Source organism: Brumimicrobium salinarum, assembly GCF_002844555.1.
Classification (GTDB): domain Bacteria; phylum Bacteroidota; class Bacteroidia; order Flavobacteriales_D; family Crocinitomicaceae; genus Brumimicrobium; species Brumimicrobium salinarum.
On the sequence record NZ_PJNI01000013.1, the window covers coordinates 58057 to 81980 of the forward strand.

Genomic DNA, 23924 nt, shown 5'->3' on the forward strand with positions numbered 1-23924 from the left:
TTAACTTCGCACATTGTTTTTATTGCAATAATTAATATGGCAGGATTAAAATTTAGAATTTTATTAGATAGTATTGATGATAAAGAAGTCTTTAGAGATATTCTTATCAACGACGATTACAATTTTGAACATTTTTATCATACCATTCTAGACGCTTTTGGCCTACCAAATGATCAAATGGCATCTTTTTTCGTAAGTGATGAAGATTGGAATAAAGGTGAAGAAATTGCATTAATGGACATGTCTTTTGGAGCTGACGAAAGCGAAGAAGCCCCTATTCAAATGAAAGATATTCCACTAAAAGAAAAAAACACGAAGGTCCGACAACGCTTCATATTGGTGCATGATTTCTTATCTATGTGGATATTTTTAATAGAACTTCATGAAATAACCACACAAGAGTATGAACATCCACAATTATTGATGGAGGTTGGAGAAATTCCAGAAGATCTCATCAAACAAGGGCCACGATCAATAGAAGATATGTCTTTTGAAACAGAAATTGATCCTGATGCAGACGATTTTGATATTGATAATTTTGGCGACCACCTTGATAGTGACAACTTTGATAATATAGACGATTACGATATTTAAAATGCAAAAAAACGATCCAATTGGTCAGGCAATTTGGGATTTCCACAACAATAATCAGCCAGAAGATATTATTGTGGCTTCTGATTTAGTTGAAGATGATGTCCTACCTATAGATTTATTATTTAGAGCGTATAAAGACTTTCAGCCACTGGAAAAAACAGCAATGAAATATTGCAAAGGCAGCATTCTTGATATAGGAGCTGCGGCTGGACCACACACCAAATATTTATTAGAAAATGGTTTTACCGTTTCAACAGTCGAAAAAAGTCCCAAGGCCCATCAATACCTTTTAAGTAAATTTCCTGATTGCAAACATTACCACACCTCAATATTAAACTTTAAAGAAGATAAATACGATACTATTTTATTATTAATGAATGGTATTGGAATTGCAGAGACTTTTTCAAATGTTATTCCATTTTTAAATCACATCGCCACCTTGCTAAAACCTGGTGGAAGCATAATTTGCGATTCCACGGACGTACAAAACGTATTCGAGGATGAAGAAGGTGGATTATGGGTAGATTTGAATGCCAATTATTATGGAGAGTTCAAATTCAATATGAAATATAAAGATTCTGAAAGTGGTTGGTTCAATTGGGTTTATGTAGATTTAAAGAATCTTGAAAAATTTGCAAATGAAGCCGGACTTCAATTATCTTTGTTAGACGAAGATGAAAATTCTTTTTTGGTTCAATTAAAAAAACAATAATATGAAAAACTTTTACTTACTTCTTACCTCCTTTATTTTTGTTATTTCTTCTGGAATAGCTCAAGATTCTCTTTCAACCTCCTTACTTTGGGAGATTACAGGAAAAAAAGTAAAACAACCCTCCTACATCTTTGGAACCATGCATTTAATACCTGAGGATGATTTTCTGTTTCCAGAATCGCTTCAAAACAAAGTAAAAGAGAGTGACCTTCTCGTTATGGAGATTGGTGGAATTACGGAACAAATGAAAGCTATGCATTTAATGATGCTTGATTCAGGTAGTATGTTTGATTATTTTACAGAACCACAATTGGACTCACTTTTTGCATATACCGATGCGGAATTAGGATACGACGAAAAGCAGATGCGTACCATGTTTAGTAAAATGAAACCATTTGTTTTACTTCAACTTTTTACAAAAGAAGCTTTTGGTACCAATCCGCAAAGCTATGAAATGTCACTTCAAAAGATAGCCCAAAAAAATGATTTAGAAATTATTGGATTAGAAACTGTCGAAGAACAAATGAGTTTCATCGATAATTTGAGTCAAGAAGATCAAGTGAATATGATTATGGAAAGTATCCGTTCCGAAGACATTGACTTTAGTGAAACAAAAGAACTCATTGAAATTTATCTTTCTCAAGATATAAACGCAATTCATAAATACACAGTGAGTGCTAGTATAAGTTCTCCTGAATTTGAAGCTAGTTTCTTAAACGAAAGAAATAAAAACTGGATTGCTCCCATAAAAAAGTTAATCAAAAAAAATAAAACTTTTATTGCAGTAGGCGCTGCACATTTAGGTGGCCCGAAAGGCGTTGTTGAATTATTAAGAAATGAAGGCTACACGCTAACGCCGATTAAATTATAGAAAATGAGATACATCACTTTATTACTCTTAACTATTGTTATCAGTAGCTGCTCTACATATTCAGATCAAGAATTAAGTGCTTTTGATGAAAAAATAAAAGCGCATTTAGATTCTTTAAATAAGAAGATGGAAAAAACGGAAAATGGCTTGTATTACGCTATAAAAGATACCGGTCATGGATCTGAATTTATATCTTATAAAGATCAGGTTACTTTTACCTACAAAGGTTCTTTTTTAAATGGAAATACTTTTCAAGTAATCGGCAAGGAGGATCCTTTGGTGTATAAAGTTAAACAGCTAATTGTTGGATGGCAAGATGCACTCATGATGATCAAGGAAGGTGGAAAGATTGAGATTATTATTCCCCCACAATTAGGTTATGCCACACAAAAAACGGATATTATTCCTGCCAATAGTATCTTAAAATATGAATTAGAAGTATTAAAAGTTGAATAAAAAAAGCCCAAACTAATCAGTTTGGGCTTTTGAAATAAAAAACAGGATAATTCTAGTAATAAATCAATCTTCTCACCTTTGCTACAAACTTAGCCAGACGAATAACTTGTTTTGTATAACCAAACTCGTTGTCGTACCATGTATATAGAACAACATTTTTCTTATCTTTTGATACAATAGTTGCCGGTGAATCAAATACCGAGCAACATGTATTTCCAATAATATCATTTGAAACCAACTCTTCATCAATGGAATAATGAATTTGATTAATTAAATTACCATTTAGCGCTGCATTTCGAATCTCATTATTTACATCTTCAACGCTTACTTCTTTATTTAATTCAAGTGATAAAATTGCTAAAGAACCATTTGGCGTAGGAACACGAACAGCGTTGGCGGTTAGTTTGTTTTCTAAATCCGGGATCACTTTTGTTACTGCTTTTCCAGCTCCAGTTGAGGTAATCACCATATTTATTGCTGCAGACCTACCTCTTCTTGGTTTTTTGTGCATATTATCCAATAAGTTTTGATCGTTCGTATACGCATGAACAGTTTCAATATGCCCTTTAACAACACCAAACTTATTATTAATTACCTCTAGAACAGGAGATATAGCATTTGTCGTACAAGAAGCTGCCGAAAAAATTCGTTCTTCTTCCAACTTTAATTCACCTTGATTTATTCCATAAACGATATTCGGTATTCCTTTACCAGGCGCAGTTAAAATTACACGGGCTGCTCCTTTCGCTTGCAGATGTTTTGAAAGACTTTCTTTATCATTGTACACTCCTGTATTATCAATAATTAATGCGTTATTAATTCCATACGCTGTATAATCTATGTCTTCAGGATTTTTGGCTTCAATCATGGAAATTTTCATTCCATTAATATTTAAAACCTTATTTTCAACATCTACATCTACAATACCGTCAAAAGTCCCATGTACAGAGTCATTTTTAAATAAAGCTGCTCTTTTCTCAATGATTTCTTTAGTTACATTTCGTGTAACAATAGCTCTCAAACGCAATTGTTGACCTTTACCAGCCTGCTTAATCAATTCGCGAGCAGCTAAACGACCAATACGACCAAATCCAAACAAAACTACATCTCTTGGCTCCATTGTAAACTTATCTTGACCGATGAAGTCTTTAAGTTTATGTTTTAGAAATGAAACTTTGTCTTCAAATTTATCTTTTGATTCGATATACTCATAAGCGAGTCTTCCAATGTCGAGTTTGGAAGGAGCGAGATCAATGGATAAAAGAGCCTCTGCTAGATCAGAAGTTGTAAAAACATCAATTTCCTTTTGAACTACATTACGAGCGTAATCGTGTAAGTTCATAATTTCAGAGACCGTTAAACTAACCAAGTGATTTCTAAAAAGCACCAATTCAACTCCTTTATCATAAAGTAATTGTCCTGTTTTACTTGCCAATTTAACTGCAGCACGTTCTCTTTTAACGTGTGCGTCTAATTGTTTTTCATACCCGTGTGAAGTATTCATACTAATTTATTTATGTTTTATTTTAAATATATGCCAAATAAAAAGGGCCACTAAATCTAGCAGCCCTGAAATTTCTTATCCTAAATAAGCTTTCAACAGTTTGTTTCGCGAAGTATGTCGCAGTCGTCGAATTGCTTTTTCTTTGATTTGTCTAACTCTTTCTCTAGTTAAGTTAAACTTAGAACCTATTTCTTCTAAAGTTAAACCGTGATTCATGCCGATACCGAAAAACAAACGAATAATTTCTCTTTCTTTATCTGTTAAGGTGGAAAGTGAACGTTCGATTTCTCTTTGTAATGATTCTGACATTAATAACATATCTGCTTTTGGAGAGTCTCCATTGGCCATAACGTCCATTAATGTTCCTCCATCTTCATTTGCTGACAATGGTGCGTCCATAGAAACATGGCGACCAGAAACATTCATACTTTCTTTAATTTTATCTTCCGGCACCTCTAATGCTTCAGCAAGTTCTTCAGCAGAAGGAGGTCTTTCGTATTCTTGTTCTAAACGAGAAAATGCTTTATTTATTTTATTTAAAGAACCAACTTGATTAAGCGGTAGTCTTACAATACGTGCTTGTTCTGCAAGAGCAGACAAAATTGATTGACGAATCCACCAAACAGCATAAGAAATAAACTTAAACCCTCGGGTTTCATCAAATTTTTGTGCTGCTTTAATTAAGCCTAAGTTTCCTTCATTAATTAAATCAGGAAGTGTTAAGCCTTGGTTTTGATATTGCTTTGCAACAGAAACAACGAATCTTAAATTGGCGCGAGTCAACTTTTCTAAAGCGCGCTGGTCACCTTGTTTGATCTTTCTAGCCAGTTCTACTTCTTCATCGGCTGTAATTAACTCCTCTTTCCCAATATCTTGAAGATACTTGTCTAAGGATTGACTCTCACGGTTAGTGATTGATTTTGTAATCTTTAGTTGTCTCATGTTTATGTTTCCTTAATAAAAATGTAAAATAAAGTGTGGCAAACTTACACCAATTAAATTATACTACAAAATATAATTGACGGCAAATGCCAAATTAATAAAATAAAAAAACGTCCTTGGCTTTTTATAAAACCAAGAACGTTATTGTAACGCTGAGTATTCACTTTAGTTACAATCCAAACCCAACATAATCTTTTTGACCACTTTCAGTCATTACTTCTAAAAGTACACCATTATTATTTTCACTCTTTAAATAAGATGTTAATTGTTCAATACTTTTAACTGGTTCATTATTTATTTTTGTAATAATAATTCCTTTTGATAATCCATTAGATCTCAATTTACCTGTAGAAATAGAAGATATTTTTACACCGTAATTAATATTCAGGGCTTTTTTCTCTTCTTTTGTTAATTCCGCAAATGTTGCACCTAACGCAGAGTGTTTTTCCAATTCCTCTTTTGAGGTTAATTCTGTATTTCCTTCAATATTTTTAAGTAAAACATCTTTATTGATTATCTTACCATCTCTTCTCAAAGTTAATCGAACAATATCACCTGGGCGACGTCTTCCTATTTCCTCTTGCAATTCAGCAACAGAGTTAATTGATTTTGCTCCAACTTTCAAAATTACATCTCCCTCTTTAATTTTGGCTTTTTCAGCACCAGAATCTTCATTAACTCCTGCTACGTACAAACCTTGAGCATTCTCTAATTCTTTTTCGTTAATTAAATCTTGCGTAATCTCTTGAATTTGTATACCTAAAAATCCACGCTGAACCATTCCGTAATCGATAATATCATTCATAATTTTTGCAACTAATCTTGATGGGACAGCAAATGAATATCCTGCATAATTTCCTGTTTGTGAGGCTATCGCTGTATTTATACCAATTAACTGTCCTTGCGTATTGATTAACGCTCCACCAGAATTACCAGGATTTACCGCAGCATCTGTTTGAATAAATGACTCTATTGGCATTATATTCTTATTTTGACTTCCAATTATATTGATATTTCTCGCTTTAGCAGAAACAATACCGGCAGTAACTGTAGAATTCAAATTAAAAGGATTACCCACAGCAAGCACCCACTGCCCTACTTTTACTTCATCACTATTGGCAATTGGCATAGCATGTAAATTTGAGGCTTCTATTTTTAGAACAGCAATATCAGTAGATGGATCCGTTCCTACAATCTTTGCTTCATAGGTTGTATTATCATTTAAGGTAATTTGAATTTCACTTGCGTTTTGAATTACATGATTATTCGTCACAATATATCCATCCTCTGAAACAATTACACCTGATCCAGATCCACTTCCATATTGCTTACGTTCCCGTCCAGCGCCAGGACCATAGAAAAATTCAAGAAATGGATCCCGCTGAACATAAGACTGTACCACTTTCGTTTTAACATGTACTACTGAATGAACACTTTCTTCACTGGCTTTTGTAAAATCTAATTTACTATCAATTTGAGAACTAGATAAACTGATTTTTGAACTAGGAACCTCTTCTGTACTTGTTTTTATCTCTAATTCTTCAATTGGATTATTAACGTATTCTTGATTGAACAACATAAATACAAATAAAGGCAATAATCCACCTAAAATACCTAAACCGATTGACTTCATATTTTTTTCATTTTAATATTGTTTTTTTATCGAATAACACATCAAATTTAACTCCACAATGATAAGTATAGCTTATCTATTCCGTTAAAAGTTGTTAAGCATTGATGTCGGTGATCAATAATTCGGTTCACATTTAATTGACCAGCTACTTTTAAGATGAATCCCCGCAAAAAAGACTGACATTTTTTCATCTTAAAATGCGTATCGGAAACTTTACCAGTAAATACTAAGCCGTCAATCATGTGAATAAACGGTTAACTGACAAGATCCTTCGCAAATTAAAAAGAGTATTTTTTATTGTAGTTTATTAAACTAATGGTAAAGTTCCCGATAAGCATTAAATTAAAATTTGAAATCTATTGGTTATAATTTATTGTCTCAGGTAATCATACAATCTTTTTATTATTTTTGTTATCTGTTTAGTTAAGAAACATTTAAAGTGAAAAAAATAATAATCTATTTGCTGATACTCTCGTTTGGAGTAGGACTACTCATTCTAATTTTAGATAATGAAAAGCATGTCGATAAATCTCAGAGTAATTCTGTAGAGAAGATTCAACCTATTGTTACAGATGATTTTGTAATTAAAACTACTCAAAAACTTGATACATCAGCTAAATATAAATCAACCAACACAACATCAGTGGAGAAGTCAAATCATCCAATAAATGAGTCAAAAGAAATTGTGGACTGTGTTAATGTAGCGCAACAAAAAATAGAGACTAAAGTCAACGATAGAAATCAAGTTGAGGAAGAGTCCGATGAATTAATTATACAAGAAAAAATGGTGTCTAGTCGGTATATAGCTGTTCAAAAATCAGCAAACGATAGTATAGACAAATCTGAATTACTTTCTTTGAATGGGCAATCATTTTCAAATCAAATTATTGTAGAGTTTTGGCAAAGTCCGCTCAACCTTACAGGCTATGAATTATCGAGAAATAAGTTAAAATTGTTTGGTTTCAATCCAAATGAATCCATTTCTTTGCAAAAAGGAGAAGAAAGTGATTTACTACTTTTAAATACCGAATCAATGAGTTTGAAAATCAGAAAATCTAAACAATTTAAAAGTCTACAAATCAAATGAAGGTAACTTTTACGAAATATCACGGCACAGGGAATGATTTTATTATGATAGATTGCACAAATCAAAATGATTTCAAACTCAATTCCCAAGCAATAAAAGACATGTGTCACCGCCGTTTTGGAATAGGTTCTGACGGCTTAATTTTGATTAAAAACAGCAAAGAATTTGATTTTGAAATGGATTACTATAATGCAGATGGTAGTCAGAGCTTTTGTGGAAATGGAGCAAGATGTGCAGTTCACTTTGCTCGTCAATTAAATTTATTCAAAAAAGACGCTACTTTTAAAGCTATAGATGGAAAACACGAAGCTACAATTCATGCAGGTGAAATCTCTATAAAAATGGCTGACGTTTCAAAAATAGATCATAACGAAGGTGTTTACATTATTAACACTGGAAGTCCGCATTACATAGAATTTAAAGAGCAAATCGAAGATCAAGACATTTTTACTTTCGGAAAAAAAATAAGATATTCAGCGCCGTATAAGAAAACAGGCATAAACGTAAATCTTGCACAAGTTATTGATCAAAACACCATTCAAATGCTCACTTACGAGCGAGGTGTAGAAAAAGAAACCTACTCATGTGGGACAGGTGCAACAGCAGTTGCTTTAGCTTTTGCCGACAAACAAAAATTAGAAAAAATTGATATCCAACTTGGCGTTAAAGGCGGAAACTTGCGTGTTAAAGCGTCAAGAGATAATCTCGGCGTATTTCATTCCATTTACCTAATTGGCCCAGCAACACCAGTATATCAAGGTCAGATTCAATTATAACATAAATATAGCTTCCGACACTACAATGGTAAGAACATTCTATAAATTTATTAAGTTGTATTACCTAAAAGTAACGCAAAGTATAGCTTTTTATCCTGTTTTAATTAGCGCTTGTTTTTTATTACTAGCAATACTCAGTTTAAAATTGGAGAACATTTCATTTATTAAGGATATAAAAGAAGAGTTACCTTATTTTTTTATAGAGGATTACGAAACATCACGTGCAATATTATCTACCATAATTGGAGGAATTATATCACTAACAGTTTTTAGTTTTTCTATGGTAATGGTTGTATTAAACCAAGCATCTTCAAGTTTTTCACCTCGACTATTACCTAGCTTAATTTCCAACAAAAAACATCAATTAATCCTTGGCTTTTATATCGGCACCCTACTTTATTGTATAATACTCATTACTGCTTTAGGCGCTTATGGTATAAATGCGGATTCTATGGGGTTTTCAACTATGATCGCTGCGCTTATTAGCCTCGTTTGTATTGGGCTTTTTGTTTATTTCATTAATAGCATTTCTGTAGCTATACAAATACATAATATTGTAGATAAAATTTATAATGCGACTCACCATTTCTTTAAAAAAGAACTCAAGGAACAAAATGAAGAAAAAGTAATAACCAATACTGTTAATTCTGCAGAGTGGACAACTTTAACAATTAATAAAACGGGATATTTCCGACAATTCGATAACAGCTTATTAAAAGAGGAAATACAGAAAAGTGACAATCATTTTATAATCTTACCGTATGTAAATCAACATATTTGGAAGGGAGAAGCAGTAATTAAGATAAAAAACTTTATTAATGAGGAAGAATTAAAGAATATTCTTTTTTGTTTTGATATAGCTCAAGATCGACATGAAGGTGAAGAGAATGAGACAGGCATGATTAAATTAATGGAAATCGCTGTAAAAGCAATGTCTCCTGGAATAAATGACCCTGGAACCGCTATTAATGCAATTAATAAGATTGGACAGTTACTCAATTTATACCTAGAGTTTCCTCATGAAGTATCTAAACAAATAACGAAGGGTGGTTTAACAATAACAGATCATAAAATTACCGCTGAGGAAATTTTAAAAATGATCATTCAACCCATTCGTTTGTATTCCAAACATGACAGTTCCGTGATGCATGTATTAATAAAGACACTCAAATTTACACTAACCAACCCATCCATTGACGAACAAAACAAAATAGCAGTAAAAAGTGAATTAAACGCCCTAAAGTTCGACATAAACGAATCAATTTCCAATCCACTTGATCAAAAGCAGTTAATCGATTTAATTGATAAATAAAAAAACAGCCGATAGCTATTTATCTTGCTGACGCCAGTAGTCTGAAAGTATTTTATCGATAATTTCTTCCTTAGAAAGCCGATTAAATATCTCCTTTACGGCTTTTTCTGTTGTTGCAGGAATATCTTTTACCAATTTAGACTTATGAATTTTATTGGCCCAAACAACTGCATTACTCGAGCGCAAATCTTGCTCATCTGCTTTTTGGACAGCTTCAAATTTAATTCCTAATTCTGTTTCAAATTCAGATATTTTTGACACTTCCTCTTGTTGCAAGATAGTCATGGAAAGTCCCTTCTCTCCTGCTCTTCCAGTTCTTCCACTCCGATGCACATAAGTAGTTGCTGAATCAGGCAAATGATAATTAACGATAAAAGAAAGCTCCTTAACATCAATACCACGAGCAACTAAATCCGTTGCAACCAAAATATTTATGTGTCCTGCTCGAAACTGATTCATTATTCGATCTCTTATCCCTTGCGTTAAACTCCCATGCAATGCTCCTGAAGATATTTTTCTTTTCGCTAAATTCTTGGCTAATTTGTTTACCGCTGCTTTTGTTCGGCAAAAAATTATTCCTCTTCCTGAGCCTTGTGTATTGAGAAAATAAAGTAAAACATCAAGCTTTTCGATAGGTGCAACAACTACATATTGATGCGAGATATCTTTCTTGCCCAATGATTCCATTTCCGCAGTGATGTACATTGGGTTTTTAGACATATAATTATGAACTATATTTTTTAGTTCGCCAGACATCGTTGCACTAAACATAAAAGTTCTTCGTGATTGCGGTAAAGCAGAAAATATCTTCAATAAAGCGGGTTCAAAAGCTTGAATCATTTCATCAGCTTCGTCTAGCACAAAATTTTGAATTTCTTCGGGATGAATTGCTTGTTGTTCTATTAAATCAATAAAACGACCAGGAGTGGCAACTGCTATTTGAATTCCAGATTTTAAACTTTCAATCTGATCTTTTAATGAACTCCCACCCGTTAGCAAAGCTATTTCATAAGAATTTGATCGTGCAGTAAAAGCATTGAGTTGTTCAAAAATCTGCTGTCCCAACTCTCTTGTAGGAGCTAAAATGACTGTTTGTAAAGTATCTGTTGATAAATCTGTTAATTGTAATAAAGGTAATCCAAAAGCAGCGGTCTTCCCTGTGCCTGTTTGTGCAAGCGCTACAAGATCTTCTGTTTCATTCAATATGTATGGAACTACTTGTTTTTGAATACTTGTAGGTTGAGTAAACCCCATATTATCTAATGCAGATTGAAGTGAAGTTTGAATTCCTAAATCACGAAAGTTGTTTGACATTTTACTATTTTTGCACAAATATAAGTACAGTTTTTATGGTTTTGATGCATTTATTTGATTTCTATCTATTTTGAACATTAAAACAATAAAAATTAAAAATATATGGAGCTTGATAGTTTTTATCAACATATAGTTTCCATTTTTGCATTATGAAAGATTATTCACCAGAAGAAGAACGATTAAACATTTACTCTCATGCATTAGGATTTATTCTAAGTATTGTTGCTGCTGTATTTTTACTCATTAAATCTTTCGAAGATTTTTCGTTTTGGTCAACAATAAGCGTACTCATATACAGCCTAAGCATGCTTGTTTTGTATGCTGCTTCAACATTGTATCACAGTGCAAAAGAAAAAACAAAACGTTTGCGATTAAAAGTTTTTGACCACGCGGCAATTTATGTTCTAATTGCTGGAACATATACTCCGTTTAGTTTAATAACACTTAAAGGAGAAGTTGGATGGATTATCTTTGGTGTAATTTGGGGTTTAGCAGCTATAGGCATAACCTTTAAGCTCTTTTTTACTGGAAGATTTAAAATCGTATCAACCATCATGTATGTTTTAATGGGATGGGTAATCATTTTTGCAATCAACCCTTTGATTGAAAACTTATCAACAGCAGGGCTTTATTGGCTTTTTGGAGGTGGTGTAGCCTACACTTTAGGAGCGATTCTGTACAGTATAAAAAAAATTAAATTCAATCATGCCATATTTCATGTTTGTGTACTTATTGGTAGTTTTTGCCACTTTTATGCTGTGTTGAATCATGTTTTATAAACATTAAAACACTTTGCTTACCTTCGTGACATGAAAACTGAATCTATTGCAAATATTAAAAAGGAACTTAAACATTTACCCAATGAAGAATTAATAAATATTTGTTTGCGATTGGGAAAATTTAAAAAAGACAATAAAGCATTACTTACTTATCTCCTATTTCTAGCCGACGATGAGGAGAACTATGTTCAAGAGATAAAAAACAGTATTGATGAACAGTTTGAAATGATGAATACGAACAGTTATTTCTATATGAAGAAAACTATTCGTAAAATTTTAAAACAAATAAAACAGTATGTCAAATTTTCCAAAATAAAAGCTACAGAAATAGAATTGTTGGTTTATTTCTGTGAAAAGCTTAACAATTTAAAGCCTTCCATTTTTGAGAATAGAATGTTAACTAATCTATTTGATCGACAAATTTTATTGGTCTTAAAAAAACTAGATCAATTGCATGAAGATTTGCAATATGATTTTACAATACGACTTGACGAGTTTATAGATATAGATCTCTATAGAAATTAAATGTTCAAGGATATTCATATATTTGTTAGATGCTAAAGAATGTTTCTCTCTTAATGATTTCTATTGTTTTTTTGGCTTGTCAGGCACAAGAAAATCAAAATAAAACAGAAAATAAACCTATAATTCATCACAATGAGGATTCTTTAGCTGTCATTGCTTTTGAACAAGAACATAAACAAATAAATCAAATCAGTCAGCAACTAGGAACAGTATCGAATGGGAGTTTAGTTCATGGAAAAATACTTCCTTTTTATGGTGAGAACTTTCGATATTTTGATTATAAGTCTTACCTAGCATCTCGTGCTTTCACCTCTGATATCGTAAGAAAAATTATATTAAACAGTTATAAAAAATTATATGAATTCTTGCCAAATCGCTTTTTATATCTCATGGAATTATCCAACAAAAATGGAGGTGAAATTTATCCGCACAGAACGCATCAAAATGGTCTAAGCGTAGATTTTATGATGCCCAAATTAAAAAAAGGTACTCCTTACTATGGTTTAGACACCTTAGGTGCGCGGCATTATCTTCTAAAGTTTAACAATAAAGGTCAGTACACCAAGGACAAGGAGGTTCAAATAGATTTTAATTTAATTGCTCAACATCTTTTAATTTTAAATGAAGAAGCTAAAAAAATGAACTATAAGATCGAAAAAGTAATCATAAAAGTAGAATTGAAAAATTTATTATATGCCACAGATTATGGCAAAAAGCTCCGAGAAAGTGATATTTATCTCGTTCAAAACCTAAGTCCATTAATCAACGGTTTACATGATGAGCATTATCATGTTGATTTTAGGAAAAATTAAATTCAGAAAACGAAATCTTATCCTGAATACAAAAATGAAAAATATGAAAGTAGCATTTCACGATAAAAGGTTTTCAATCATAGCGCTTTTATTAGTGTTCTTGCACTTTACCATTAAGGTTATATATCTTGATAAAAATGATTTAGCAGGAGACGAGCCTTTTAGTGTTTATCATGCACAAATGAATATTTCTTCAATAATAGAATTACTTTCAACTGGTAATAATCCGCCACTCTATGAAATCATATTACATATTTGGATAAAACTTTTTGGAATAAACGAATACTCTGTTCGTTTTCTTTCTCTGCTTTTTAGTAGCATAACAGCTATGTATATATTTCTAATTGGGCGGAAGTTTTTAAATATACATATCGCATTTTATGCTGTCATTCTTTTTATTTCTTCAAATTATCATACTTACTTCGCACAAGAAGCTCGTGTATATGCTTTATTTGGGTTATTGTGTACAATGTCAATGTACCATTTCCTTAAATTGCTTTCAAACTATCAAGCGTCGAAACATAAAAATATTTATATAGTTTTTAAAAGATCAATTCCTCTCATTCTCATTAACACAGCTTTAATTTACGCACATTATTTTGGGTTCTTTATATTGATTACACAACTTGTATTTAGTTTTGTCAATCTTCAACTTATAAAGGCTAGATGGAAAAGTTTACTCATCATTGGATTAGGCATCTTAATTCTCTACATTCCTAATATCGTCGTCATTTTTCAACGAATTAGTGACACAGTTGATACAGGAACATGGTTAACTGCACCAAATGGTATTCATGCACTTTATGATATGGTTCGTAAATTCTCTAATGCTCCAGTGGTGGCTACATTCGTATTATTGACCTTTGCAGCTGCGCTTGTAAAAATTATCTTTTTAAAGAAAACTAAACTTCCACTCCCCCATCAACTTATTTGTTTTTGGTTTGTTTTGATCTTTTTCTCGATGTTTATTTTGTCTTATTGGTATCCTATGTTTTTAGATCGTTATCTCATGCCTGCATCAATTGCCTTTTATTTGCTATTGGCGATTTGTATCGATTTTATTATTCAAAAATCAAGGATTAAATTTGTTATCCCTCTTATTATTTGTGGTTTATTTATATTTACTGCGAAACCGTTTATTAGCAATAAAAGAGCAGTTAAACAAACGGTAAATTATATCATAGAAAATAAAAATTCAAACACACAAGTTTATATTGCTCCAAAAAATTTCTCACTTACATTTGCTTATCATTTTGATAGAAATATATTTAGCTATTTCGATTCTGATGGATCATACAAATCAATTGAAGCAGCACTTCAACAAGCAAATATTTTCACCGTTAATAACGCAAGAGAAATACAAATCAATAATACCGAAGAACTTATATTTTTGGACGCAGCAGTAGATTTAATTTATCCTAAAAACAATATTAAAGAAACGCTTGACACAAATTTTAATTTAGAAAATAAACAACATTTCCATGAAATATTTGATCTTTATATCTACAAAAGCAATTCAAGATAATTATGTCTAACAGAATAACTAAAACTCAATCGTTAGAACGCCGTGGCAGCTACCTATCGAAAGCGACAAACCAAATTGAATTATTGGAACATAAAAGACGTGTAGGGACAAGGTTTTACGATAAACTCAAAGCACATAATCAAGCGCCACTAAAGCCCAGAACGATTGATATTCTTCAATTGAATTTAGGCTATATGTGTGATTTAACATGTGAGCATTGTCACGTTGATGCTGGGCCTGATAGAAAAGAGATCATGACTCAAGAAACTTTGGAACTTGTTCTGAATATCATCGACCAAACTTCGGTTAAAACAGTTGACTTAACCGGTGGAGCGCCAGAAATGAACCCACATTTTCAATGGTTAGTTGAAGAATTAACAAAGCGTAATGTAAAAACGATTGTGAGAAGTAATCTTACCATTCTAGTATCTAATAAACATTACAGAACTTATCCTGAATTTTTCAAAAAACACAAGGTCGAAGTTATTGCTTCCATGCCTTGTTATTCTCAAGAGAACGTTGATAAACAAAGAGGAAGTGGTGTTTTTAATCGATCGATTGAAGCGCTATTGAAATTGAATGAGTTAGGTTACGGAATAGAAGGAACTGGTTTGGATTTACATTTAGTTTTTAATCCTGGTGGAGCTAATTTACCTCCAGACCAATCTTCATTAGAAAAAGACTATAAAGTGAGGTTAAAAGAAGATTGGAACATTGAATTCAATTCTTTATTTACGATAACAAATCTTCCTATTTCAAGGTATTTAGATTTTCTTTTGGCAGCAAATCAATATGAAAATTACATGGAAACTTTGATCAATGCATATAATCCAGCAGCGGCTGAAAATGTAATGTGTAAAGACACAATTTCCGTAGATTGGGAAGGTTATTTATATGATTGTGACTTTAATCAAATGTTGCAATTAAAAGTGAAATCCGATCGTCAGCATGTAAATAATTTCAATAAAGATGAATTACTTAAAAGAGAAATTATGATTGGTCAACATTGTTATGGCTGTACAGCAGGAGCTGGTTCTAGTTGTCAAGGAACGATTGCATAACAAAATCATAACATTATTATAAACCAAACCCTTTACTAAACATACCTAAAGCTTTAGTTTGAATAAAAATCTATCTGATGCAAAATAAAAATGCTTTAATTGTAATGACCAAAAACCCAGTTCTTGGTCATTGCAAAACTCGATTAGCACAAACTTTAGGTGACGAAAAAGCCTTGGAGATTTACATTCAACTGTTAGATTATACAGCTGAAGTTTCAGCAAAAGTCGAAGCAGAAAGATTTGTTTTTAGCACATCTAAATTAAATGACAAATTGCGTTGGGAAAACACTAAAACTCATTTCAAAGTTCAAAGTCAAGGAGACTTAGGAACAAGAATGCATAATGCAATTAAACATGCCTTTGATTTGGGCTTCGAAAAAGCAATTATCATCGGTTCAGATTGTGCCGAAATGAACGCGCAAGACATTGAAAAAGCTTTTAATGAATTAGAAAGCAAGGACATTGTTATTGGTCCTGCAATTGATGGTGGATATTATCTTATTGGCATGAAAAAACTAACTCCTTCTCTATTCCAAGATATTGAATGGAGCACAGCAAGTGTTTGCAAAGACACCATTTCAAAAGTTAAGAAATTGAATCTTACGCATGCACGATTACCCGAAAAATCTGACATTGACTACGAAGAAGACTTACAACGCGAAGGATATGTTCGTTTTAATGTTGAAATTTCAAATTAGCTAAAGTTCGACAATTCCTCTTCATCATTTTGAGTGTCAAAACAATTCGTAATTATATTATTCGAAATTTATAATTCATAATTATACTATTCGTAATTAATTATATTGGATCAACATCAATAATTATCCGCACTGATTTATTATGTGGAGCGCTGTAAAAATCATTTATTTTCTTCTGTAAAAGTTTTTTCACTTTCTTATGCGACGCTTCCTTTTCCACCTTTAAACGTATAACCTTCAAGTAACTATTTTGAATTCTTTTGACTACTGGAAATTCTGGCCCTAAAACACGACTGCCGAAAACTTCCCTCATTCTATCGGCTAAATCTGCCGCCATCATATCCAGTTTATTTGGATCTCTGTGCTTGAGCGTAAGGTTAATCATTTTATAATAAGGTGGGTAAAAATAATTCTTTCTTTCAATCAACTCATTTTTATACATTCCCATGTAATCGTGTTCAATAACATGCCTGATAATCCAATGGTCAGGATCGTAAGTTTGAATCACAACTTTACCCCGTTTGGATTTCCTACCCGAACGTCCAGCTACTTGTGACATTAATTGATAACTGCGTTCAAAAGCCCTAAAGTCTGGTCGATTTAGCATCATGTCTGCATCTAAAATCCCCACCAAGCTCACATTATCAAAATCTAAACCTTTGGTGACCATCTGGGTTCCAACCAAGATGTCGATTTTCCTATCATCAAAATCACGCAAAATATTTTCGTAGCTATTTTTCTGTCTTGTAGTATCTAAATCTAAACGCTGAACCCTAACGCCTGGCAAAATGATAGATAATTCATCTTCAATTTTTTCCGTTCCAAAACCTATCATTTTTAGGCGATTACTCTGACATTTCGGACAAGCTCCAACAGGCGGCGTGAAATAACTACAGTAATGACATTTTAGAATATTGCTGTTTTTATGATAGGTCAGCGATACATCACAATTCTTACAATGCGGATTCCAACCACAAACCTCACAGGCCCAAACCGGATTATATCCTCTCCTATTCTGGAAAAGAATGATTTGCTCATCATTATCGAGCGCCTCCTTCATGTGCTCAACAAGAAATCCAGAGAAGTCTGACTGCATAGTTTTCTGCATTTTCTCTTTTTGAGATTGGCAGTAAATATTTCAGGCATTTGAATATCTCCAAAACGCTTGTCTAGTTTCACGAGTCCATATTTTCCTTCCTCCGCATTAAAATATGATTCCATAGCTGGAGTCGCCGATCCCAAAAGCACTTTCGCATCATGAAATGCACGCAAAACAATCGCAGTATCTCGGCCGTTATACCTTGGACTAGGATCATATTGCTTAAACGAAGACTCGTGTTCTTCATCAACGATAATCAGTCCTAACTTTCTAAATGGCAGAAAAACAGCACTCCTTGCACCCAATACGATTTGGAACTTCGTAGTATCACCATGCAGCAAGGAGTTCCAAATTTCAACGCGTTCATTTTGATTAAATCGAGAATGGTAAACCCCAACTTTATCACCAAAATAACGCTGTAAACGTTGAATTAACTGAGTTGTAAGCGCAATTTCTGGGAGTAAAAACAAAACTTGTTTTCCTTTATCGAGCTGTTCTTGAATTAACTCAACATAGATTTCTGTCTTTCCAGAACCGGTTACACCATGCAGTAAAGTGACATCTTTATCTTCAAAAGAAGAACGAATTTCGGATAAAGCTCTATTTTGTTCATCTGAGAGATCCATAAACGCAGAATCAGCATCTTCTCCATCAGTTAGACGTGAAATTTCAAGTCTTTTTATCTCTAAGATTCCATGTTTATCCAAAGTATTTATTGAAGAAGCCGAGACTCCTTCATCAGTTAATAAAGACCTTAAAATTGGTTTTGAACCCCCTTGTTTAAAACTTCCCAAATGCAGCATAGTGAGCAATGCATCAAGTTGTTTCTTTTTTCTTGAATCTTCACTATAGGTTTTTACGATTGCTTCAATTTGCTCATTGGACTGATATGCTTCTGCAAATTCGACAAACAATTGAGTTTTTGGCGTGTATTTTTGTTTTAAATCTTCTTGGGTAATCACCACCCGTTTTTCTATCATCGCTTTAATGACAGGCTGAATGGTTTTAATGCCTAAAATATCCGAAATTTCTTTTAAATCAAGTTCTTCTTGAACTTCCAATGCTTCAAAAACTTGATATTCTCTATCTGTTAACTTATCGGTATTCCCTTCAAATTCAGGATGAAGCAAAACTTTAGTTTCACTTCCCAATTTAAAATTGGAAGGTAAAGCAGCGTTCATTACATCGCCAAGTGGAGCCATGTAATAGTCAGAAATCCAATTCCATAACTTAAACTGTTTCCCAGTAATTATGGGGTATTCATCGAGAACAGCTTCAACATACTTTGATTGATAATCTTTCGGTACTTCTTCATGAATTTTTATGATAATTCCCGTTTGAAGCTTGGATTTCCCAAACGGTACCACTACCCTAACTCCCGTTTTTAAATATTCGTTCATTTCAAAAGGAACACGATATGTAAAAGCGTTATTAATAGGTACAGGTAGAATTACATCTACAAAATATGTCTTTCTTTCTTCCACATTTCAAAGTTAAGAATGAAGTGGGGATTTTGAATATAAAGCAAAGGAATTTTAGATTGAAAAATTGATTTTTGCATTCCTTTCTGATTTGTACGCTCAAAATAAACTCAATTGCAAGGTAGTTTTCAATTAATAACATATTTTAATTTTCAAGATTTTGTTTATAAGTAATTGTTCTCTATCTTTGCAACACTAATTATTTGGGGCTGACCTGGATTTGACAGCAACTGCGGATGATTAGTATAAGCATGTCGAGCCATGTGATGAGTCTCGTAAATCTCTGATCACAAACGATAATTGACAACACGTCATATAATCTTGCAGCCTAATAACCTCAGGTTATTACGCTTAATCCACTCCGAAGAACAGTAAGAGGGACAAGTTTCTCGCCAGTTCTCCCGTCTCATGAGCGCTGGACCCCGAGAAATCAACAATTTGAGAATAGCATGTAACCGGCTTCTGTTTGCATGTGAAATTTAACGAAGATAAGTTATGGTAAGGGTGTTTGTGTCCGTTCCATAATCGAAAACCCAATTACAAACTAAACATGTAGAAGGCTGATTGTTTCATTGTTTGGACGAGGGTTCGAACCCCTCCAGCTCCACAGAATGATTTAAAAAGACTCTCCAACTTTATGGGGAGTTTTTTGTTAGTATGAAAATCGGGATGAGAAGTTTATGCTGAGCGACGAAAAACATCTGTACTGTGATTTATTTGATTTTTGGGATTACTTGGATTTTCTTTCAAATCAAACTTTACGCTGGAAATCACAGCCGATCATTTAATCACTAGAATCATAGTGCTGACAACTGCCCAAATCCCAAGCAAAACATCCGAACTGTGATTCTTTTGATTTTCGGATTATCTTGATTTTTTACTTTTTCGCTGAATAAACGGATCAAGACTAAGTGTTGGGAATGAATATATATTACCTCTGTTTGTATCTTAAAAATTAATTTAAAAAGTTATTTGTTGGTATTAAAAGACAAGAATAATATAATAGATTTTTTTTTCTAAATCAACGATTTGACCATCCGTTATAGTTTTATAATAATACTACTTATGTAACTCATAAAATGAATAACATTTTTATTTTCTTGTACGTAAAAAATAGGGGTGCAAAGTATTAGTTGATATTTTATCAATGTAAATTTGAATTAGTGTATCGGGCTTTTACTAATATAAAATCCTCCATAACTTATAAGACTACTTCTTTAAAGTTACTTTGAATATATTGATAACGATAATATCATTTAGCCAATTTCAATCAATAGTGAGATAAATTCATCCAATAAACCTCCTAAAAACAATTCGTTTTATGAATCCCTTTAAGCAAACATAACGATTTGACTGTGAACACAAAATGTATTTGTTAACCTTTTGTAAACCCTGCTATTGTTATTTTTTATTTAAGATTGTTTTAAATTTGAATATAGGCTGAACAGACAGTTTTGTAAATTAATAACTCTATTTACATTATTAAGAATCGCTAAAAAAAAATAATTATTTCAATATTAACTAAAAAAAATATCAGCGTAATACGAAGTTAAAAAACACTGAAAAACCAAATAACATGCAGATCAACTATTTACATATTATGTTAAGCTTTTCAATACTCTGTCTGTTCAATATAAAAACAAAAGCTCAATGTAGTTTATTTGCGGATTCAGACAAAAATGGAATTGGAAACTCTGTAGAAATATATTGTGGTGATTCGGTTCAACTAAGTGCAGAAGGATTGTCTATAGGACTTGAAATTCTTACAGAAGACTTTAATACAGGAGGATTTGGGAGCGGTTGGTCATCAACATCAGGCGCTGTCAATTTTTCAAATCCTTGTTCACCATTAGGTGTTGATGGAACCCCTCACGCATGGATGGATAACAATACAGATGTTCCCCGACTACTTCAATCCGCATCCTATGACTTATCTGCTGCAACTGCCGGTGTTACAATTTGCTTTGATTTACTTTTTGCAGAACAAGGAGATGCTTCACCATGTGAGGGACCAGACGAACCAGATGAAGGCGTTTATCTTGAATATTCAATTGACGGTGGAGTAAACTGGGTACAAATTCATTACTTTGATCCAGTTGGAGGACATGATGCGCAACTTGTTAATTGGAACAATTGGTGTTTTCAAATCCCTTTAGCTGCAATTACAACAAATACTACTTTTAGATGGCGTCAAGATGCAGGTTCAGGAGCTGATAATGACCACTGGGGCATTGACAATGTACAAATATTTGAGAATGATGTAAATTCCGAAATTAAATGGCTTCACGACAATTATACATATCCTACAGGCAGCACTGGAGGTATAAACCCAAACAGTGTAGCACCAACTTCCACAACAAACTATACAGTTCAGCTAACAACCGGAAACGGTACCGTTTGTACAGATGAGCTTCAAGTAATTGTTAGAAATCCTTCTTATAGCGTGAACTTAAATGCTAACCCTAACCCTATTTGTCCAGGTGAATGCGCTCAAATAGAAGGAAGTGCAGACTTAGAATTTACAGAAGGTGTATCTAACATTTTTGAAGACGATACCTATCAGGAACAAACTGGCACACCTAGTATTTTTGGTAATCCAGGCTCAGTACAATTAATTGATTCAATTGAAGTTTCTGGTTTATATAATCAAACGGTTACAAATAACAGCATCAACAAAGTTTGTATTACTTCATTATCCCTAATCACTCCCACTAGTCCTGGAGCATTAGATTTAAGCATGATTGAAATAGTTCTTCAATGTCCTAGCGGAAATTCTATTAATTTAGTCAATGTGGGAGATTTATCTGGAAGTCTTGCCGATAGTATTTGTTTTGCAACTGGTGGGATACCAATTAGCTCAGGTACATCGCCTTACAATAATGAATACGCTCCTGCTGAACCATTTTCGAATCTAACTGGCTGTAACACCAATGGTGAATGGAAAATATATATACAAGGAACCCATAATCAACCTGGATTTTTAACCATTCCAAAAATTAACTCTCAAGGATGGTTCATAAACTTTGATAGCCCGCCAAGCAATATATCCCCAACTTATGAGTGGAGTCCAGCTTCAAGTGTAAGTAATCCTTCAATTGAAAAACCAGAAGTCTGTCCTACAAGCACCACTACTTATAAATTAGTTATGACAAATGGAAATCCAGGGTGCGCAACCGACACATCTTACTTAACTGTAAATGTAAATCCATGCCCGGGATGCACACCTCCAACACTAGTTATAAATAACTTAGATATATGCGCTACCGATACTGGAGATTTATCAAATGCCATAGCCCCTGCATCTGATCCAGCAAATATCTCATTTTACGGATCACCATCTGATGCCAATAGTTCTGCCAATCCTATCAGCCCTAATGTAACAGCTGAAGGCTCATACTGGGTAAGAGCAGAAGATCCACATGATCCTAACTGTTTTGAAGTTTCAGAAATTCAAGTGTCAAAAACAATCATAAGTTATTCGACATTAATTACAGATGAAAATTGTGATGCTTTTGACGGAGAAATTGTACTAAACCCAACAGGTGGTTCAATCCCCTACACTTTTTCAATTGATGGAGGAACAACAACTCAAAACAATGGTACTTTTTCCGGTCTTACAGGAGGTGCCTATAACATCGAAATTACAGATAATAATGGCTGCCTTGTATCGGGAACTGAATATGTGTCTAGCATTGGAGAGCCAATAATTGACGATATAACGACAACTGATATATCATGTAATGGCATCTGTGATGGAGAAATATCAATCAGTGTTTCTGGAGGTACAGCGCCCTACACTTACCAATGGTTTGACGAAAACAACATACCTATAGGCACTAATAACAATGAGATATCTGGTTTATGTGCAGGTACATACAGTGTAGAAGTGAGTACATCAATGAGTACGTGTTCAACCACGGAATTAATAGTTTTAACTGAACCCAATATTCCAGACCCATCCTTTTCAATTACAAACTATTGTGAAGGTCAAACTAACAACGCAATAATAACAGGTGACACAGGTGGATATTTTAGCTTTTCGACACCTGTAACAGATGGCGCTACAATAAATTCAACAACTGGTGAAATCTCTAACGGTATTGCGGAAACAACTTATAGTGTAACGTACAAAACTCCAGGAAACTGTCCTGAAAGTTCTGTTGAACTGGTAACAGTTCAAGAAAATCCAATTGCTGACTTTAACGCCAACCCACAAGTAACTGATATTAGCGCAACAGACATTTCTTTCTCAAATGAATCACTTGGTGCTGTTGATTACTACTGGGATTTTGGAGATGGGTCGGCAGAGGTAAATTCGTTTAATACAAATCACATCTACCCTGAAGTTGCACCAAAACAATACACTGTGAAGTTGAAAGCTATTTCCAACTTTGGATGTAGAGACTCTATTTCAAAAACAATTAGTATAGTTCTTCCTAAAACTCAATACAAAATACCGAATATTTTCACACCGAATAATGATCAACAAAATGATGTTTTTAAACTTATAAATGCAGAAAACATAAAAGATTTAAAAATAGTTGTACTAAATAGATGGGGTAACGTTGTCTTTGAAAGCGACAAGATTGACTTTAAATGGAATGGGAAATTAAACAATACTGGAGATAACTGTGTTGATGGAACTTATCTATACAAAATCACAATAAAAAACTACTTAAATCAGAAAGAAACAAAGCATGGCTTCATTCAATTATCAAGAGGCCATTAACTTTAAATATACTA

Annotated in this window: 20 protein-coding genes and 1 other RNA gene; 15 read left to right on the forward strand and 6 right to left on the reverse strand. The window is 33.2% G+C overall.

From position 1 onward, the window contains the following. Positions 1 to 36: 36 nt before the first annotated feature. The 4 genes from CW751_RS11580 to CW751_RS11595 are packed head-to-tail and all read left to right on the forward strand — an operon-like array spanning position 37 to position 2633. Complete coding sequence (locus tag CW751_RS11580; protein WP_101335195.1) at positions 37 to 594, forward strand: IS1096 element passenger TnpR family protein; 558 nt, start codon at positions 37 to 39, stop codon at positions 592 to 594. 1 nt (position 595) lies between these two features. Continuing rightward, positions 596 to 1306, forward strand: a complete 711-nt coding sequence (locus CW751_RS11585) for a class I SAM-dependent methyltransferase (protein ID WP_101335196.1) — start codon at positions 596 to 598, stop codon at positions 1304 to 1306. A gap of 1 nt (position 1307) precedes the next feature. Beyond that, a complete protein-coding gene (locus tag CW751_RS11590; protein WP_101335197.1) occupies positions 1308 to 2177 on the forward strand; it encodes a TraB/GumN family protein in 870 nt (289 codons plus the stop codon). A gap of 3 nt (positions 2178 to 2180) precedes the next feature. After that, complete coding sequence (locus tag CW751_RS11595; protein WP_101335198.1) at positions 2181 to 2633, forward strand: FKBP-type peptidyl-prolyl cis-trans isomerase; 453 nt, start codon at positions 2181 to 2183, stop codon at positions 2631 to 2633. A 52-nt stretch (positions 2634 to 2685) separates the two neighbouring features. Here the strand turns inward: CW751_RS11595 and CW751_RS11600 are convergent, their stop codons facing one another. The 3 genes from CW751_RS11600 to CW751_RS11610 all read right to left on the reverse strand — a co-directional run bounded on the left by CW751_RS11600 (position 2686) and on the right by CW751_RS11610 (position 6712). After that, positions 2686 to 4137, reverse strand: coding sequence for a glyceraldehyde-3-phosphate dehydrogenase (locus CW751_RS11600; protein ID WP_101335199.1), 1452 nt, complete (start codon positions 4135 to 4137; stop codon positions 2686 to 2688). A gap of 75 nt (positions 4138 to 4212) precedes the next feature. Continuing rightward, complete coding sequence (locus CW751_RS11605; protein WP_101335200.1) at positions 4213 to 5079, reverse strand: sigma-70 family RNA polymerase sigma factor; 867 nt, start codon at positions 5077 to 5079, stop codon at positions 4213 to 4215. A gap of 169 nt (positions 5080 to 5248) precedes the next feature. Further along, complete coding sequence (locus CW751_RS11610) at positions 5249 to 6712, reverse strand: Do family serine endopeptidase (RefSeq protein ID WP_101335201.1); 1464 nt, start codon at positions 6710 to 6712, stop codon at positions 5249 to 5251. Between the two features lie 439 nt (positions 6713 to 7151). Between CW751_RS11610 and CW751_RS11620 the strand changes: the two genes are divergently transcribed. From CW751_RS11620 to CW751_RS11630, 3 genes are read left to right on the forward strand one after another with little or no spacing between them, the layout of a single operon-like run. Then, positions 7152 to 7799 (forward strand): hypothetical protein, encoded by a 648-nt coding sequence (locus CW751_RS11620; RefSeq protein WP_101335203.1) that lies wholly within the window; start codon positions 7152 to 7154, stop codon positions 7797 to 7799. Next, positions 7796 to 8575, forward strand: a complete 780-nt coding sequence (gene dapF, locus CW751_RS11625) for a diaminopimelate epimerase (protein ID WP_101335204.1) — start codon at positions 7796 to 7798, stop codon at positions 8573 to 8575. Before CW751_RS11620 ends, dapF begins: the two co-directional genes overlap by 4 nt. Positions 8576 to 8600: 25 nt before the next feature. Next, a complete protein-coding gene (locus tag CW751_RS11630) occupies positions 8601 to 9887 on the forward strand; it encodes a DUF2254 domain-containing protein (RefSeq protein WP_101335205.1) in 1287 nt (428 codons plus the stop codon). Positions 9888 to 9902: 15 nt separating this feature from the next. Here the strand turns inward: CW751_RS11630 and CW751_RS11635 are convergent, their stop codons facing one another. Then, positions 9903 to 11201: a DEAD/DEAH box helicase gene (locus tag CW751_RS11635; protein ID WP_101335206.1), complete on the reverse strand. Its 1299-nt coding sequence runs from the start codon at positions 11199 to 11201 to the stop codon at positions 9903 to 9905. Positions 11202 to 11350: 149 nt separating this feature from the next. Between CW751_RS11635 and trhA the strand changes: the two genes are divergently transcribed. From trhA to CW751_RS11665, 6 genes are all read left to right on the forward strand, one after another. Then, positions 11351 to 11980 carry a PAQR family membrane homeostasis protein TrhA gene (gene trhA, locus CW751_RS11640; RefSeq protein ID WP_101335207.1) on the forward strand — a complete coding sequence of 210 codons (630 nt, stop codon included), beginning with the start codon at positions 11351 to 11353 and terminating at the stop codon, positions 11978 to 11980. A gap of 30 nt (positions 11981 to 12010) precedes the next feature. Beyond that, complete coding sequence (locus tag CW751_RS11645) at positions 12011 to 12505, forward strand: hypothetical protein (RefSeq protein ID WP_101335208.1); 495 nt, start codon at positions 12011 to 12013, stop codon at positions 12503 to 12505. Positions 12506 to 12534: 29 nt separating this feature from the next. Next, on the forward strand, positions 12535 to 13317 hold the full coding sequence (locus tag CW751_RS11650) for a penicillin-insensitive murein endopeptidase (RefSeq protein WP_119782965.1): 783 nt from the start codon (positions 12535 to 12537) through the stop codon (positions 13315 to 13317). 43 nt (positions 13318 to 13360) lie between these two features. Then, positions 13361 to 14842: a glycosyltransferase family 39 protein gene (locus CW751_RS11655; RefSeq protein WP_165779300.1), complete on the forward strand. Its 1482-nt coding sequence runs from the start codon at positions 13361 to 13363 to the stop codon at positions 14840 to 14842. Positions 14843 to 14844: 2 nt separating this feature from the next. After that, the gene (gene arsS / locus CW751_RS11660) at positions 14845 to 15903 is read left to right on the forward strand and encodes an arsenosugar biosynthesis radical SAM (seleno)protein ArsS (protein ID WP_101335211.1); all 1059 of its coding nucleotides are present in this window, start codon (positions 14845 to 14847) and stop codon (positions 15901 to 15903) included. A gap of 77 nt (positions 15904 to 15980) precedes the next feature. Next, a complete protein-coding gene (locus CW751_RS11665) occupies positions 15981 to 16601 on the forward strand; it encodes a TIGR04282 family arsenosugar biosynthesis glycosyltransferase (protein ID WP_101335212.1) in 621 nt (206 codons plus the stop codon). A gap of 100 nt (positions 16602 to 16701) precedes the next feature. On the opposite strand, the gene priA is transcribed toward CW751_RS11665, so the two are convergent. Both priA and CW751_RS15715 read right to left on the reverse strand, forming a co-directional pair. Further along, positions 16702 to 17709 carry a replication restart helicase PriA gene (gene priA / locus CW751_RS15710; protein ID WP_240612573.1) on the reverse strand — a complete coding sequence of 336 codons (1008 nt, stop codon included), beginning with the start codon at positions 17707 to 17709 and terminating at the stop codon, positions 16702 to 16704. Further along, entirely contained in the window at positions 17658 to 19184 is a 1527-nt protein-coding gene (locus tag CW751_RS15715) for a primosomal protein N' family DNA-binding protein (protein WP_240612574.1), read from the reverse strand. The genes priA and CW751_RS15715 overlap by 52 nt, the downstream gene beginning before the upstream one ends. A 202-nt stretch (positions 19185 to 19386) precedes the next feature. Between CW751_RS15715 and ssrA the strand changes: the two genes are divergently transcribed. Beyond that, positions 19387 to 19791: a transfer-messenger RNA gene (gene ssrA / locus CW751_RS11675) on the forward strand. A gap of 966 nt (positions 19792 to 20757) precedes the next feature. Beyond that, a complete protein-coding gene (locus tag CW751_RS11680) occupies positions 20758 to 23910 on the forward strand; it encodes a T9SS type B sorting domain-containing protein (protein ID WP_101335213.1) in 3153 nt (1050 codons plus the stop codon). Positions 23911 to 23924: the final 14 nt, after the last annotated feature.